Origin of the sequence: Yersinia sp. FDAARGOS_228, assembly GCF_002073315.2 — a bacterium.
GTDB lineage: Bacteria > Pseudomonadota > Gammaproteobacteria > Enterobacterales > Enterobacteriaceae > Yersinia > Yersinia intermedia.
This window is the reverse complement of record NZ_CP020409.2, coordinates 4,211,762-4,228,466: the sequence shown is the minus strand read 5'-3', so window position 1 is coordinate 4,228,466 and position 16,705 is coordinate 4,211,762. Positions and strand designations below refer to the sequence as shown.

The following is a 16,705-nucleotide window of genomic DNA, read 5'->3' as shown; positions in this document are numbered from 1 at the left end:
AATGATGGCAGTGGCCGATAAGGTACTATTAATTTTCATATTGCCCCATAGGTTGACTGACCACTTTTTAGTGCCACGGAGCTTTAATTTTTCTTAAGCATCATAGATCGAATAGTTTGTAACACAAATACTGTGGATATATCAGGGAAGGAGTTATCGGGTAAGTTGCTAGACTGGGCGTGATTTAAGCCTGAAGCTAATCATCCGAACTATCTCATGCTTCCTCTTGCAACCTTCACTTCGTTTTTCCTGCCAACAATTGCCAATCTATAAATCCCCCAACCAATAGAGCGCACCCTGTATGAAATGCAAACCTTTAGTTAGCGGCATAGCATGAAATTTCCAAAGTAAGTTAATAACAATATGTTTTATAATGATATTTTTATCCTCTCCAGAGATTTCTACATATGGAGATGGATACTGAACCGACTTTCTTGATAGATGAACCTACCGTGGGTCGGTTCAAAATAAAATAAATATTTTATATAAATCAGTTGGATAAGTAAGTGAACCGACTGAACCTACCGAACCGACCACTTTCTGGTTATATATAGAGAAATTTTATTTGTGATTATGAATCCATAATCAACTGTTAAATTGGTGGTCAAATAACAACCATTAAAGTGAGGCACGATGATATGAAATCATTCTGATAGCAAATACCGTCTTTCACGATTCTTGGTAATTTATTTGTACAGGTTTGGGGAAGGAAAATTATTTGGGGGTATCATTGGGGGTATCTTGAAAATCGAACTTGGTTAATATATTTATTTAACAGTATGTTATGCGTTTAATTCCACTCCTGTAGGGATTTTGAAGTAAACTGACGTCAACTGACGTCTTTTTTTATGCCTGAAATTCAGTGGGTTGGCTGATTTTAGCGCGTCGAGATTCTCTCAGTATCTACCTACATTTACCCGCATCAAGTAGTATCTGTTGGTATATGTGATGGTACATCCCCGTTCAATGAAATCTTGTACCAACAGCCAGCAACGGAGAGCCCCAAATGGCATTAACCGATGTGAAGGTAAGAAGTGCAAAGCCTACCGACAAGCCTTATAAGCTTACCGATGGCGAAGGAATGCATTTAATGGTTCATCCCAATGGATCTAAATACTGGCGCTTGCAGTACCGCTTCGACGGTAAACAAAAGATGCTGGCGTTGGGTATCTATCCTGAGATTTCGTTATCTGAAGCCAGGCAGCGGAGAGATGAAGCTAAGCGGCAAGTCGCTAACGCTATCGACCCCAGTGAACAGAAAAAGGTTGAGAAACAAGCTCGCAAAGCGACAGTGGAAAATAATTACTCCAATAGAAGTTATCATAAGTAACGTTAAATGCTTTGAAATAGGCGTCTGTGGCATCACTTATGTCTTCAAATCCAAAATTATTTTGCAGCACAGAATCGACTTCAACAGGGATTTTTTTGAAGGTAATTGTTGTTACCAAGGGAAGCTCTTTTTTAAAAAACTCGATAACCTACTGTTCAATATTCGGGGGAGTTACCATAAATTTTTCTAACTCAAACTGATAGACCATGAGGGTTATCCCTTCTGCGAGCATACACCGAATCGCTATAGCATTTTGGGTTAATTTTGGTTATTATAAATATAATTCAGGATTTTTTAATTAATGGAACTAATAATGAATATTAATAAATTTCTTTTTTACACAATGATGTCATTATCATTTTGTTTGTTTTGTTTTATTGCCTTTGTTGTGTTCAGCTTTTTTACAACCATCATTGATATATATAATGACGGTGGGCTGTCTCCCTTTAACTATAGTTATGTTGTTGGTCACTTACTTATTCTTATGTTTGGATTAGGTTGTTTCTACTTTTCAACAAAAACAACCTTAAAATTAAAGGGTAAAATTTAATTATTGTTTGTCAAGGCCAATAATTATCTTCATGATAATCTCGTCCCACGCGGCGGGATTTTTATCTTTTATTATCATGGCTTCAATAAATGGGCTAGCATAGCTATCCACCAAAAAATAAAACAAATCCAAATCACCAGAACCTCTTAACTTATTATATATATCAGGTGTTTTCTCTCTTAACGCATCAGAGCCATAAATTGCTCTTGACCTAGCTCCACCTATTGAATAAATTGTTGAAAACAATGAACCAACAAGAAACTTGCTCACGAGTCTTTTGGAAAAAATAGTAGATAAATCATTAAGAATGGCTGTGCTGATGACAAATTTACCCGTTGCTTTTCCTAAGCTATCAGCGAGTGATTTTATTTTGTCCTTTCTGACTTTGCTGACGAATTCATTTGTGATTATATTTAATATTTTGGTTAAATCTTCATTGGTAACGCCTTTTTTTATTCTCTCCAAGAGTCGTATGGTGGCTATTTCGTTTCTTGATCTGTTTTCCGTGTCAATAAAATCAACAAATATAAATGACATATCTTTTGAAAAGTCAATGACAACTTCACCAGCCTGTTTAAAATATATTTTATAGGCGGGTTTATTATTCGATTTTAAAATTTCTATTATTTGATTTGCTATTAAATCTTGTTTAGACATTTTACGTTCCTTATAGAGTGTCCTATGTTTATTTTGTCTCGTTCACAATTCACACTTCTCTTTACATAACCTCCATGCGAGAAATAGCTTATCATAGGTTAATGTTTTAATCGTACGAAAAGCTGTCACAAGGTTGGGTTTATTACGATAAAACTTTTCTCTTTTATTACCATATAAATTCCCATCCAAGCATATTGGATTTGGATGATTACTCCAAACAATTAGGGTGAGCAAAATTCTGAAAATAGGATGGCACTATAAAGGCAGCTAGAAAGGGGCAGCGCGGGTAGGGTGGTGAGATTGTCAGATTACAGGCACAAAAAACCCGGCTCGGTGGCTGGGTTAAGACTCAATGCATATGGAAGAGGTGGCACCTAAAAAGGCAAGTCTATCTGCCTTTGGGGATTGATTATTTTCTTAACATTAACAACCTCGTAAGAGGTTTTTATGCCTTTCTCAGCCAGATACTGTGTCACTTTTAAGTCAACCAGTAAAAGGTCTCCCTTAGCAAAAGCAACTGATTGCTCGTCTATTGCTCTTAGAAATCGTTCATCGCTAACGTCGGCTTGAAATGGATTATTACCATCTGAAAACTGCCATTTGTGGCCTTCGCGAAACGATATATCAAGCGGTTGAAGCGCTCTTTCGGTTATGGACTCAGAGATTATTGATTCTTGAATGCTATCAACTTTGAAATATATAGCTTCGTCTTTACTAACTTCGACAAATGTAACTCCATCGTCGATTGTGACGGCAAAGGTATCGATGCCATCCCTTTCTAACGGCTTGGTAATCACGTTTTCGAGAGATCTTCTTAACTTTTTGTTCTTATATAACTCAATGACTTGGGATTCGAAAATTTCACTTTCATCATCAATAAAAATTTTTGCACAGCCATCAAGTGTTGGCTCAATACGTGTCATTTTTCTAGGGCCCAGCCATTTTATTAACTGAATTAGTCCCTTATAAGACTGCTTTGACGTTAAATATCCAAATCCAACTAAGCTTATTATATTGCAAGCCGCTGACGCGTTATTGCCAGAAAAAACATTTATTATTTGTCCGGTTAACGACGATGATTGGGCTATGAGATCTACACCGAAAGACCCGGCCTTAAAAGAGGCATTCACCTTTACTGAGATGCGCCTTTCTTTCCCGTAGATGGTTCTCCCAGCCTCTTCCAGGGCGTCAGATAGTGACAAAAGCGCAGGAGCAAGATCGCGCACATCCATCTCGTGCGCATCTAAAGCTGGGCCGTCATAAACTATTCTAAACTTCATATCATCACTATCCATCAATGCCTATCCTGTGCATTATAATAAACCTGATCGCATATACAGTAAAATGCGGATTGTATTATCACTAGAATAAAACTAAATGCTCTTTAACCTTATGCAATTGGAATTTACCACCCACCCCTCTATGGGCTAGCAGCAGCTAAAAAATCTCAGCCTCATGCCACCAGTGGACAAACCACTCGGCTAACCACCCAATGTAAATAACACTCAAGATGGCTGAGGCAGTTAGAATGATGACTACCAAATAAACCTTCAATCACCCTCCTTGAGCTATCTATGGGCTAGCAGTGGGTTAGGGTATGAGTATCCCAGACTTATCTCTATAGATAAGGCAATTTGTTCCCCTAGAATATACTCACGCAGCTAGCGTGAATTAATTACTCGGATGTCCGCAAGCTGCTTATTCCAAAAAGTAAACTCTATGCCGGAGTGAAGATAGGTTATCGTGTGTTCATGCGCTCCAGGCATTGCCCCAAACTCTGAAACTACACTATCACCTTCCCTTGTTGGGGTACCATAGGCTTTATATACATCTTGTATGGAGCTATTTTTGCCTATCCCTTTATCGGTTATACCTTCAAATGATTTGTATTTTGGAAGTCTATAATACAGAAATATTGCGGCTATTTTTCCTTCGTTGTTGTACGAAGCATCTATCCCTTTCGTTGGAAGGAATAGATAACCATCCTTCATTACGAAATCTTTTGAAAAATTTGATGTGGCATGTTCGATGGAGTCACTTAGTGAAAGATTTTCTATACCTACACCCGGAGTTATTATATGACCACTATCAGGTTTTGTTTGATCTAGAGTCGGAGTGCATCCTAATAAATATAGGGAGCAGCATAGAAGCAACATTAAACGAAGCATATAAACATCCCAGTTTGAATGGCCTAAGTCTTCCACTATCGTTACTGTAGGTTAGCCATTCGCAATACTTAAACTAAGTGACCTAACTTAGATAGTAAGTCATATCACCAATTTTTATCCCATTGCCCAGCAAGGCTACTGTTATAGCTACTACTGCGAAAATAGCTATAACAGTAGCCAAGACTAAGATTCCAGGAACTACATACTCTTTCATCTATCTTCCTTGCCTATCTACAGGCTAGTCGTTAGCTACCTAGTCAACAAATCAAACACCAGAAAGCCAAACGACACAACTGCAACAATGATGGCAGTAGCCGATAAGGTACTATTAATTTTCATATTGCCCCATAGGTTGACTGACCACTTTTTAGTGCTACGGAGCTTTAATTTTTCTTAAGCATCATAGATCGAATAGTTTGTAACACAAATACTGTGGATATATCAGGGAAGGAGTTATCGGGTAAGTTGCTAGACTGGGCGTGATTTAAGCCTGAAGCTAATCATCCGAACTATCTCATGCTTCCTCTTGCAACCTTCACTTCGTTTTTCCGGCCAACAACTGCCAATCTATAAATCCCCCAACCAATAGAGCGCACCCTGTATGAAATGCAAACCTTCAGTTAGCGGCATAGCATGAAATTTCCAAAGTAAGTTAATAACAATATGTTTTATAATGATATTTTCATCCTCTCCAGAGATTTCTACATATGGAGATGGATACTGAACCGACTTTCTTGATAGATGAACCTACCGTGGGTCGGTTCAAAATAAAATAAATATTTTATATAAATCAGTTGGATAAATAAGTGAACCGACTGAACCTACCGAACCGACCACTTTCTGGTTATATATAGAGAAATTTTATTTGTGATTATGAATCCATAATCAACTGTTAAATTGGTGGTCAAATAACAACCATTAAAGTGAGGCACGATGATATGAAATCATTCTGATAGCAAATACCGTCTTTCACGATTCTTGGTAATTTATTTGTACAGGTTTGGGGAAGGAAAATTATTTGGGGGTATCATTGGGGGTATCTTGAAAATCGAACTTGGTTAATATATTTATTTAACAGTATGTTATGTGTTTAATTCCACTCCTGTAGTCGCTCAATCCATTTCCAGTCGCGTTCTGCGGCACGCATAATCGCTTTCATTAATGCCAGGTGTTTTGCCTTTGTTGATATGCTAACCGGCACTTCCACAAATGGATCCACGACATCACCGCGCTTCCTCAGCGAACTTGCTTTCGACTCCCAGTTATCCCTATGCTTTCTGTTTGTCATTTTACTGACGGCGGCATAAATTTTTGCTTCGGAAATACTCTTCAGCAAAACACCTTGAAAATGGATGAGCCAGAACCCGATCCGGCCCTTATCCGCATCCAATGATTTTTTATGTGCTTTCTTTTCAAGCCATCGCAAACAGGCATCATCAAATGTCACGTCAGGGAAATCACCCTGGCGCTCTATTCGCCATTGCTCAGACTTTAATCTGTCGTGCAACTCCTGTGCTTGGCGCTTGTCCTCTGTGCCAAGAGACTGTTTAATGCGTTTTCCGTCCGGTGCCGTGAAGTCGGCATACCAAACGGAACCCCTGCGGAAGATTGACATTGTATCTCTTTAGTCGCCCCGCCGCCGATCACGGACACAGAATGGATTTATTGAGAGTTTTAACGGACGCTTTCGCGATGAATGCCTGAATGAACATTGGTTCCGCGATGTCAGTCATGCCAGAAAAGCCATCAGTGAATGGCGTAAAGATTATAATGAGTGTCGCCCGTACTTCACGCTGAATTATCAGACGCCGTCTGAATTTGCGGCGGGTTGGAGAAAGGGTCATTCTGAGAGTGAAGGATCCGACATTACTAACTGAGTGTTGTATCTAATCTTGGGGGCAGGTCAGAGTAGCCTGAGCTTTCCCTCATAGACCTGAATAACAGGGGTTTTGCATCATGAAACAATTTTGGTCCGCTAACTTGTTTGTATTTGCCGTATCCGGGGCCGCACTTCTTTGTGGCCTTGGTTTATTCTGGGGGGGCAATCGGGAAATAGCTCATTGGGTTTGGATCGGTGGCTCTGCTCCGGCGTTGGCTCTGTTACTCTATGACACATTGCGAGCACTTGTCAGGCGTGAGGCAGGTGTCGACATGCTGGCTTTAATTTCCATCAGCGGTGCCATTGCTCTTGACGAATACCTTACGGGAGCGGTGATTGCAGTCATGTTAGCCAGTGGCAGAGCCCTGGAGAGTTATGCGCAGCGTCGTGCCGGGCGAGAAATGTCAGCTTTGCTGGCAAAGGCTCCCAGAACAGCCAACCGGTTTGAGAATGGCGGGTTTGTTCAGATCCTGCTGGAACAAGTGATTCAGGGCGACCGACTTCTGGTGCGCAGTGGAGATACCGTTCCCGTTGATGGCCGTTTATCCTCTGCACTAGCTGTTTTGGATGAATCCATGCTGAGTGGTGAGTCTACACCGGTTGAACGCCGAGAGGGTGATGCTCTGCGCAGTGGCGTATTAAATGCCGGAGCTCCTTTTGAAATGCTTGCGACGGCCAAAGCGGACGAAAGTACCTTCGCCGGTATTATCCGACTTGTTTCTGCAGCTCAAAGCTCCAAGGCACCCGCATCCCGCTTGGCAGACCGCTATGCGTTGTGGTTTGTCCCCCTGTCGCTGGCAGTGGCTGGAGCCGCCTGGTTTTTGAGCGATGATCCGGTGCGTGCGTTGGCGGTACTCGTGGTAGCAACACCTTGTCCTCTCATCCTCTCTGTCCCGATCGCCATTGTGTCGGGTATGTCGATATGTGCGAAGCGTGGTGTTCTGATCAAGGGCGGTGGTGCTTTGGAGCAACTCGCACAGGCCAGAATATTATTTTTTGACAAGACAGGAACATTAACTGGCGGACGGGCGCGTCTGGTTTCGATCAAAACCAGTAGCAGTGTCAACCCTAATAGCGTGCTGGTTGTCGCGGCATCGATGGATCAGATGTCCGGGCACGTGATTGCTAGCGCAGTAGTCGACGCCGCGCGCGAACGTGGCCTGTCCTTGTCGCTCCCTACAGCAGTTCAGGAGCAAGGGGGATCTGGCCTCAGCGGTATACTCGATGGGAAACAGGTTGCAATCGGCTCTTACGAGTTCGTCTCTGCGCGTGCATCATCCCCCGAATGGGCGTATGCGTTTCTGCAGGAGGTCGCCGAAGACGGCGGTGCAGCGGTATTTGTGGCACTGGATGGAGAAATCGCCGGAGCTCTGCATCTGGCGGACCAGATCCGGGTTGAAACTCCACGCGCTTTGCGTTTGCTGCGTAGGGCTGGAATCAAGCGCATAGTAATGCTCACTGGCGATAATCAGCAAATCGCCGACACTATTGGTGCAGCAGTGGGTGTCGACGAGGTACAAGCTGAGCAGACCCCTGCGGGAAAACAAGTCGCAATCGAGTCGGGCCGTTCCTTGGGGATCACTATGATGGTTGGTGATGGCGTGAATGATGCACCAGCTCTGGCTGCAGCCGATGTGGGTGTCTCCATGGGGGTTCGCGGAGCGGCGGCATCGTCCGAGGCTGCAGATGTCGTGCTTTTGGTGGATCGGCTTGACCGCCTTGCTGAAGCGCTCCATACGGCACGTCTGACACGTTTAATCGCATTACAAAGTGTTATTGCCGGAATGGGGATGTCTGCAGTCGCGATGCTGATTGCAGCATTCGGCTATCTTCCGCCGCTCTATGGCGCATTGCTACAGGAAGTGATTGACGTTGCAGTTATTTTGAACGCGTTACGCGCGCTTAATATTGCGCCACTGCGCGTCAGCCGTCACACTTTATCTGCAACCCAATTACAGACTCTACGGGATGATCACTTGGCTCTCGCTCCAGTGCTAGAGTACCTGACTTATTTCACAACAGAACTGGGTATGATAGCACCAGCCCAAGTCAGACAAGCTGCGGTAGAATTGGATGTAATGTTACAAGAAAAGTTATTTCCTCATGAACGATCCGATGACACCGATGTGTATCCGGTTCTTGCCGAGCTCTTGGGGGGAGACGATCCTATGGCGGCTATGAGTCGTACTCACAGAGAAATCTTTGAGTTGGGCCGACGACTAAAGCGTATCATCAAGGCAATACCGCCGGATAGGAGCCCGAAAGCGGAGACAATAACCGAATTGCAGCGCGTTTTATACGGTTTGGATGCCATTTTGCGCTTGCACTTTGCTCAGGAGGAGGAAATTTATCAAAATCTTGAATGAGTAAGTGAAGTTCCTAATCTTACTCCAGTTCGGAGTGTGGGTCGTCACGCAATTTCTTGGCTTACAGTAAGCATACGGTAAGGGTGGCACCAAAGTGAAGACTTAGGGCGTGAGCCAGATACCAACACAAAAACAGTATATTACTCGACGTGCGTTTAATGATCTCGTCTGAGAGAAATATGCGTTCCCGGAACTACTGGCGAAGATACCTTTCATGTGGGAATTTCAACGCATTTCAAAGCGTTCTACATGAAAATCACTATCATTTAATCCCATTGCAGTGAACTCACTACGTAACGCTTTAGCAAATCCCGAAGGACCGCAGAACCATACACTGGTACTGGAAATATCCTGAACAACATGCGGGACACTTTTGGGTGATAGCCCCACTAACCTGCTGGCAGGATGACGACAGCATAATATGCTCCAGCCAAATAAATAATAGGAAACACTTTATGCACACTCCGTATCGGCGGGGCTTACGTCACAAGCTGATCGACGGTGATGCTCTTTGTGTTATGCAATATCGCCCTGATCGCCTTAGTTATTAGTGGTATGCCCATTACCGAAATCCGCAAAAAAGAAAATTAAGGCATTCTGGTACTGAAAGCCAACACCAAATCACATCAAAGATAAACACTCGGCAAATGTAGGTTGTTCACGCCCCGTTCTCGCAGTAATTGAGCAAAGTGCTCGACATCTATTTTTTCAGCAGTCGGCCAGTGTGAGGCATCCCCTGTCACACCGTGGGTTTGAAAGGCATTAATCTTAATTCTCACCGTGTCGGGGAGCGTGATTAAAAATGCTGATAATTCATCAATATGCGCCAAATAGTCCGTGTGTTCTGGAATATACAATAGCCGCACTTCGTACAGTTTATTCGCGGTTGCTAATAACCGGATGCTGTCGATAACCCGTTGGTTATCGCGACCCGTTAAGATGAGTGCACGTTGCGGACGCCACGCTTTTAAATCAATCATCATGCCATCTGCATAAGGCAAAACTTTGTGCCAACCGGTTTCAGAGAGATAGCCATTGCTGTCGATGAAACAGGTTAAATGGCATAGGTCTGTAGACTGCTTTATTGCAGAAAAAAGCGCGCTAATAAACGGTAATTGCAGCGTCGCTTCACCACCGCTGATCGTGATACCGTTTAAAAAAGCCACATAATGGCGGATTATCGCCAACACAGTATCGACGCTGTAATGCAGTGTCATCGGGCTGGCGTTTTTAGTACAGGTTTGTAGGCATGTATCACACTGCTGACAGTACTCTTTTGCCCACACAACCTTGCCATCATCAGAGAATGACAATGCCCCGTGGGGACAGGTGACAACACAGTCCCCACAATCATCGCACAACCGCATGGTATAGGGGTTGTGGCAATTCTGGCACCACAAATTACACCCTTGTAAAAAGAGCACTAACCGGTTGCCGGGGCCGTCCACACAGGAAAACGGTAGGATTTTATTTATCGTAGCGCATCGATTGTTCACGACTGATAACCCGTGGCTGACGACCCAAAATATTGCAGTTTGCGGCGGCTTCATCCCCTAACCATGTGGTGTTAATCCGCGAACCCGCTTCTTTGAATTTCTGAATATCGGACAAACGCACCATATATCCCGTTACGCGCACTAAATCGTTACTCGCGACGTTCGCTGTAAATTCGCGCATGCCTTGGCTAAATGCACCCTTGCACAATTGCAGCATCGCCAGCGGATTCTGTTTGATAGTTTCGTCTACGGTAAGAATGTCACTGATCCCGGAGGTGTAATAACGGTGATGCGGTGCCACAGCCATAATATGTGAAACAGGATCCGGCTCTTCGCCATAAGGAAGGCGCACGCCCGGCGTAGTATCTTTGTCTGAACTAATGCCCGATTGGGCATGTAACATGGCGCGGTGATTTAAGCCGTATTTCACGGGCGTGCTTATCACATAGTCATCCAACTGCGCACTGATCTGATACGCCAACGCTAGCGCCGGTGAGCCCGGTTCATAACTCGCCTCAATGCCGTCTTTTTCCATTAGAATATTCACCGCTTCGGCCATGCCATAAATACCAAACATCGGGGCGAAACGTTCGGGTTTGATCAGCCCTTCTTGCACGAGAAAACTGGTTTGGAAGAACTGAGAATCTTCATACAAAAATTCGGTTCTGCGCTCAATGAGTTCCATTTGGATCCCACAGTATTTAGGTAGCTGGTGTGATAGAAAATCATCCGCGCATTCACTGCGTAGTGCCACTTCTCGTAAATTAATGCGCGATAACGTACTGCCACCACCCGCTATCGGCAATGAGTTATAACAACTCACCACGCCGTAACCGATATCATCAAATGCCGCTGAATGAACAATATCATTCGCAATATGTGGTTTGCTGCATTCACAGATGTTTTCTATTACCTGTAAAAATAAGGATCCCGGCGTGCGCTCAGGGTGATACATAAAGGTCAGGTTCGGAGCAACCTGTTTCAATTCGGCATCGATGCGTAAAATCAGGCGGCAGATAATATTGTCATCAGGCCCAATGTTGGCGTGCATAAAGGCATCGGGCAAAGTTCTGTCGAGCATGATCCAAAAACGTTTTAATTTCTGATAAAGCTGCTCTTCGCTGTAACCTTCGGTATACGGCATCAATAAACGGTCGAGATACCCCAAGAAGACCGGTAAGCCCGTCACTGATGGTACGTGGTGATACAGGATTGTCAGTTGATTGAGTGCATCATCGAAATCTTCGGCGGGCGCTAACTCCAGATAGGCAGAGCCTTGCTGCAAGAAACGGGCATAATCAGGCAGAACATAACGCGGTTTGTACGGCGCATGGCCTTCGTACATATCACAAATTACGCGCTCGCTGAGCGCTTTTTCGGTTTCGGCGCTGAGAGAGAGATACGGAATGCTGTTTTCCGCTTCAAGCGCCAAAAAATTCGCTTTCTGTTTTGGCGACAGCAAAGTGTCTGTGGCTATTGCCAAATAACGCTCCTGCGACGCGGTTAATTCAGAGTTACGTTTCATCATAATAAAAATCCTATCAGGGCGTTATTCGCGCGTTATTGCGCCAAAAAGAAGCTGGCGAGTGCTGCACTCATTAAATTAGATAGGGTAATCGTACGTTGTGTTTTGATGGGTTGATTGAAATCAAGCAGAGTCGCAACAATGCCAACAAGAGCGATAATTTGTTATGTTGATCGTTTTGACGAGTCGGTATAGTTCATTTGTTTATCCTCTGTCGTGTGTACAAAGGAAGGGGGGAACGTGACGGCTTTTAACGTCTGAATCATCATTTAGTGATTGTCACTCAATTGGTCGTTTGTGTGACAACGCGGTTATTGCTGATCGCAGACAAATCAGGGATTCCGGCGTGGAACCCCTTATACTGAGACTGAATACCCAGGAATAAACGTGGGTGGTTTAACGATTCTGGTACTTAATCACCAGAATCGGTAGGGCGAACAGCAACGTCAGCAGGTTCGCCAGGCTGACGGCCATATTGCTGATCAACACACCATAAATCAGCCATAGCAGCAAACCCGCGACGAACATGCCGTACATCAGCAAAGAGATGCCCTGGGTATTGCGGGTTGAGATCACCTTGATGGCCTGCGGCAGAAAAGAGAGCGTTGTCAGGCTGGCCGCTAGGTAGCCGATAAGCGAAATCCACTCCATGATCATCCCTTTGCCTCAGCTTCAGGCAACAGAATGTGGCCTGTTTCCAGTACAGGTTTATCAGATGTTTGGCTATATTTAGCCTGCAGATGAGTCTGGATTTTGTGCTGAAAATCGCCGTTCAGCTTATAAAGCCGGAAGTAAATAAACAGCGTCACGCAGAAAAAAAGCGCAGGCAGGGCGATCATGATGAACTGCATGCCGACGATCGTCTCTGGTGATTGTGCAGCATTAGGAATATAGCCGACGATGCCTAGCACAATGCTGATAAAAAACACCGACAAGGCCGAACCGGCTTTTACCACCAGCGTTTGCACCGAGTAGGCAATACTCTCGCAGCGCACGTTAAGCTTGTACTCGCCGTAGTCAACGGTATCGGCCACCATGATCACCTGCAACACCCAGAACAGAGCAGTACCGATGTTAAGTAACACCCCCGCCAGTGAGATAAGCCATAGGTTGTGATATCCCGCAGTGGCAATTCCCAGCAGTACCCCACCGCCGAGAATCGGCATGATCGAAGCCCCGGCCCACAGCGCACGGCGTGACAGCGTCTTCACCAAGCGAGGGAACAGGAGCAGGGTGATCAGGTTAGCCGCACCCGCGTAAGACATGTAATAGGGGAAGAGCGCCGCATCGCCAATCACGTAGGTGAAGTAGTAAATCGCAAAACCAGTGATGACGTTGGAAGCGATGTTGTATGCCAGTGCCATACCGAGCAGGCAGGACAGCTGATCGTTTTTGTAGATCAGCCCAATCATGGTTCTCAGGTTGATACGGCTGGTATCCTCCGCTGTGTTATCAGATGAATACACCTCTTTGACGTTACGCAAGGTGACAAACGTTGAGACAACGAAGAAAGCGATCAGTATCAGGGTAAACATCTGAAACCCAAGCCCGCGATCGGCTCCGCCCACGTAATTGACGAAGGGCAGCGTCACCCCGGCGGTAATAAAACCAGCCAGGCTGGCGAAGAAGCGCGGGTAAGGCACCAGTTCCTCGCGCTCGCGTTTATCCAGCGTAATCGTCGGCACTAGCGACCAGAAAGGAATATCCATCAGGGTATAAGTCATGCCCCAGAGAATATAGGTGACGATGACAAATATCAGTTGTGATGTGCCCTCAAGGTGGTGGGCGCTGAACAGCAGAAAAAGCACGATAGAGTTAGTGATGGTGCCAATCAGGATCCAGGGTTTGAATTTCCCCCAGCGGGTGCGGGTATTGTTAACAATCCAGCCCATGATCGGGTCGTTGAGGGCGTCCCAGATGCGCGCAATTAGGAATAACGTCCCGACCACGCCCACCGACAATCCGACAATGTCGGTGTAGTAATACATCAGGTACATGTAAACAATGCCAATGGCGAAGTCTTTACCGAAAGCGCCAAAACCGTAGCTGATCTTTGTCGTTATTGAAACACTCATAGGGTACAGGGTCACTGTTGCCAGCGCCCGCCTTCTGTTTTAGTGAAGGGAAGTCGGGCGCTTAGGCACCCGACGATCGCTAGGTGTTATCAGTGCAGCCATGCAGGGAGCCAGTCACCATGAGCGGTGATCAGATCGTCAATCAGCGCATAAATCTCCTCGATACTCAGCACGGCTGCGGTATGAGGGTCCATCATGGCGGCATGGTAAACGTACTCTTTGTTTTCAGTCAGAATGGCTTCGGTCAGCAGCGTCTGCACGTTGATGTTGGTTTGCATCAGCGCGGCCAGATGTGAGGGGAGTTTGCCTACTTTAGTTGGGCGGATCCCGTTGGCATCCACCAGGCAGGCCACTTCCACGCAGCACCCCTGCGGCAGGTTATCGATCAGGCCATCGTTACGCACGTTGCCATAGATGACGTTGGGTTCACCGGTCCACAGTGCGTTCATGATGGTGCTGGCGTATTCGTTGGACTGCTTAATCTCAATACGATCCGCCGTTTTGTACTCCTCAAGCTCCCGCTGCCAGTTCGCCAGTTGTTCCACGCAGCGCTTCGGATATTCATCTAGCGGCACTTTGTAGCGTTCGATCAGGTCAGCACGCCCCGGCTTGATAAACCACGGGGTATATTCAGCAAAGTGCTCTGAAGATTCCGTCACAAAGTAGCCCAGTTTTTTGAACATTTCATAACGCACAATGTTCTGGCAACGCGGGTTACCGTGAATGTTTGCTTTCGGTGCCTGGCCGCTGGCATAGGCATTCAGCAGGTCTGGATAAATGCTGCGGTAGTGGCCGTGGGCATCCTTTTTCTCCAGTTCGAGGTAAAAGGCCATATGATTGATCCCGGCGCTGCGATAGCGTAATTCACTAGCGTCGATATTCAAATCGCGCGCCAGTTCTTCCGCTGTACCCTGAACGGAGTGGCAGAGCCCGACTTGCTTAATCTGCGGATAGCGGGCAAACATCGCCCAGGTGTTTATCGCCATCGGGTTAACGTAGTTGAGCATGGTGGCATTCGGGCACACTTCCGTCATGTCTACGCATATCTGCCACAGGTGTGGAATGGTGCGCAGCGCACGCATAATGCCGCCGGGGCCTAGTGTATCAGCGATAGTCTGTTCCAGACCGTGGCGTTTACACACTTCAAAGTCAGTGACGGTGCAGGGTTCATAACCACCAATCTGAAACGCGACAACCACAAAATCCGCCGCGTCGAGGGCCGCTTTCTGATCGGTATGGCAAGTGATACGCCCATTGGCACCGGCAGAGTCCATCAGTTTACGCACCACAATGTGCGACTCTTCCAAGCGCGTTGCGTCAATGTCCATGAGCGCGATATGGGCTGATTTAAACGCCTGGCGATGAAACACATCGCCGAGGATATTTTTTACAAAAATGGTCGAGCCAGCGCCGATAAAAGTGATTTTTGGGACTGACATGTGTGTTCTCCAGTGGCGTGTTGGGATAACGCCATGGTGGCATGACGCGGAGTGGTAACGCTTCCATGTTCCTGAGTGAGCATTCCCATAAACTCAGATTCTGCGTATCAGCCTTCGGAATCTGAGCTTATGGGATAAAAAGAGTGAAAAAGCAGAGCATATGGGGAAATTAAAGCAATGCTCTAGGCCAGGATGTGGTTTCGATCGCGCCATGTTTCCCTCTGCTGTGCCACTATTCTGATAATTCAGGAACCCCGGAAAACGATCGCTATGGAAAACGCTGTGGTACGTGCTCTAGCGCCCGATCCCGACATGTGCAGTAGTACCGACCCTGTGGCGCGCAGCCCGCTGTCGCTCTATTCCGATTATCAGCGGATGGACATTGAGCTTCGTGCTCCGCACGCCATGCCGTCCAGCCACTGGCATGGTCAGGTGGAAGTGAATGTGCCTTTTGACAGCGATGTGGAGTATCTGATTAACGATGAGGTGGTGCGGATTAAGCAGGGGCACATCACGCTGTTCTGGGCTTGTGTACCGCATCAGCTTATCCGTCCCGGCGATTGCCGTAACATGGCAATCCTGAATTTACCGATGCACTTGTTTCTCTCATGGCCGCTGGATCGGGAATTGATCAACCATGTTACGCACGGCATGGTGGTAAAATCGCATACAGCTCATCAAATCAGTGCCTTTGAAGTGCAGCGTTGGCAGGCTGAGCTCACCAGTGACGATGAGCAAATCCGGCAACTGGCGATTGACGAGATCGGTTTGATGCTCAAGCGATTTAGCCTTTCTGGCTGGCAGCCGATTCTGGTCAACAAAACCGCCCGGACCCACAAGAATGGCGTTTCCAGACACGCGCAGTTTTACGTCAGCCAGATGCTGGGATTTATTGCAGACAACTACGATCAGGCGCTGACCATCGACAGCGTGGCTGAGCACGTCAAGCTCAATTCCAATTATGCTATGGGGATTTTCCAGCGCGTGATGCAATTGACCATGAAGCAATACATCACTGCGATGCGTATCAACCATGTAAGGGCACTGCTGAGTGATACGGATAAAACCATACTGGATATCGCTCTGACGGCGGGCTTCCGCTCAAGCAGCCGTTTTTACAGTTCCTTTCACAAATATGTTGGCATGTCGCCACAGAAATACAGGAAGCTCAGCCAGCTACGCAGGCATTTAACCTAATGCCTCGCTGGAAAATCCCGTTA

The 16,705-nt window shown here is 46.0% G+C and carries 12 protein-coding genes and 3 pseudogenes; 4 read left to right on the top strand and 11 right to left on the bottom strand.

The window, feature by feature from the left end; genetic code table 11:
- Window positions 1-1,006: 1,006 nt before the first annotated feature.
- Window positions 1,007-1,306: pseudogene (locus A6J67_RS19700) on the top strand (Arm DNA-binding domain-containing protein); the annotation flags it as partial.
- Here A6J67_RS19700 and A6J67_RS19695 read toward each other — a convergent pair.
- From A6J67_RS19695 to A6J67_RS19670, 6 genes and pseudogenes are all read right to left on the bottom strand, one after another.
- On the bottom strand, window positions 1,239-1,448 hold the full coding sequence (locus A6J67_RS19695; protein WP_253271833.1) for a DUF1493 family protein: 210 nt from the start codon (window positions 1,446-1,448) through the stop codon (window positions 1,239-1,241). The pseudogene A6J67_RS19700 and the gene A6J67_RS19695 overlap by 68 nt on opposite strands.
- A gap of 432 nt (window positions 1,449-1,880) precedes the next feature.
- Window positions 1,881-2,537, bottom strand: coding sequence for a hypothetical protein (locus A6J67_RS23730; protein WP_074010468.1), 657 nt, complete (start codon window positions 2,535-2,537; stop codon window positions 1,881-1,883).
- Window positions 2,538-2,911: 374 nt separating this feature from the next.
- Window positions 2,912-3,832, bottom strand: a complete 921-nt coding sequence (locus tag A6J67_RS19680; protein WP_050298004.1) for a hypothetical protein — start codon at window positions 3,830-3,832, stop codon at window positions 2,912-2,914.
- Between the two features lie 366 nt (window positions 3,833-4,198).
- Window positions 4,199-4,705: a hypothetical protein gene (locus A6J67_RS19675; RefSeq protein WP_125461929.1), complete on the bottom strand. Its 507-nt coding sequence runs from the start codon at window positions 4,703-4,705 to the stop codon at window positions 4,199-4,201.
- Window positions 4,706-4,787: 82 nt separating this feature from the next.
- Window positions 4,788-4,919: a hypothetical protein gene (locus tag A6J67_RS23820; RefSeq protein ID WP_261797892.1), complete on the bottom strand. Its 132-nt coding sequence runs from the start codon at window positions 4,917-4,919 to the stop codon at window positions 4,788-4,790.
- A gap of 894 nt (window positions 4,920-5,813) precedes the next feature.
- Window positions 5,814-6,320: pseudogene (locus A6J67_RS19670) on the bottom strand (integrase); the annotation flags it as partial.
- Between the two features lie 34 nt (window positions 6,321-6,354).
- Between A6J67_RS19670 and A6J67_RS19665 the strand changes: the two are divergent.
- Together A6J67_RS19665 and A6J67_RS19660 are read left to right on the top strand one after the other, a co-directional pair.
- Window positions 6,355-6,582 (top strand): annotated as a pseudogene (locus A6J67_RS19665) (integrase core domain-containing protein); the annotation flags it as partial.
- A 79-nt stretch (window positions 6,583-6,661) separates the two neighbouring features.
- Window positions 6,662-8,950: a heavy metal translocating P-type ATPase gene (locus A6J67_RS19660; protein WP_042569341.1), complete on the top strand. Its 2,289-nt coding sequence runs from the start codon at window positions 6,662-6,664 to the stop codon at window positions 8,948-8,950.
- A gap of 626 nt (window positions 8,951-9,576) precedes the next feature.
- Here A6J67_RS19660 and A6J67_RS19655 read toward each other — a convergent pair.
- From A6J67_RS19655 to A6J67_RS19635, 5 genes are all read right to left on the bottom strand, one after another.
- Window positions 9,577-10,446, bottom strand: a complete 870-nt coding sequence (locus A6J67_RS19655; protein ID WP_032905690.1) for a YjjW family glycine radical enzyme activase — start codon at window positions 10,444-10,446, stop codon at window positions 9,577-9,579.
- The gene (locus A6J67_RS19650; protein ID WP_032905755.1) at window positions 10,418-11,971 is read right to left on the bottom strand and encodes a YjjI family glycine radical enzyme; all 1,554 of its coding nucleotides are present in this window, start codon (window positions 11,969-11,971) and stop codon (window positions 10,418-10,420) included. The genes A6J67_RS19655 and A6J67_RS19650 overlap by 29 nt, the downstream gene beginning before the upstream one ends.
- Before the next feature lie 396 nt (window positions 11,972-12,367).
- A complete protein-coding gene (locus A6J67_RS19645) occupies window positions 12,368-12,622 on the bottom strand; it encodes a SemiSWEET transporter (protein ID WP_005182570.1) in 255 nt (84 codons plus the stop codon).
- 2 nt (window positions 12,623-12,624) lie between these two features.
- Window positions 12,625-14,046, bottom strand: coding sequence for a melibiose:sodium transporter MelB (gene melB, locus A6J67_RS19640; protein ID WP_005182571.1), 1,422 nt, complete (start codon window positions 14,044-14,046; stop codon window positions 12,625-12,627).
- A gap of 89 nt (window positions 14,047-14,135) precedes the next feature.
- A complete protein-coding gene (locus tag A6J67_RS19635; RefSeq protein WP_050297887.1) occupies window positions 14,136-15,485 on the bottom strand; it encodes an alpha-glucosidase/alpha-galactosidase in 1,350 nt (449 codons plus the stop codon).
- Between the two features lie 270 nt (window positions 15,486-15,755).
- Here A6J67_RS19635 and melR point away from each other — a divergent pair, with 270 nt between their 5' ends.
- Window positions 15,756-16,682 (top strand): transcriptional regulator MelR, encoded by a 927-nt coding sequence (gene melR, locus A6J67_RS19630; RefSeq protein WP_050297886.1) that lies wholly within the window; start codon window positions 15,756-15,758, stop codon window positions 16,680-16,682.
- The last annotated feature ends 23 nt before the right edge of the window (window positions 16,683-16,705 follow it).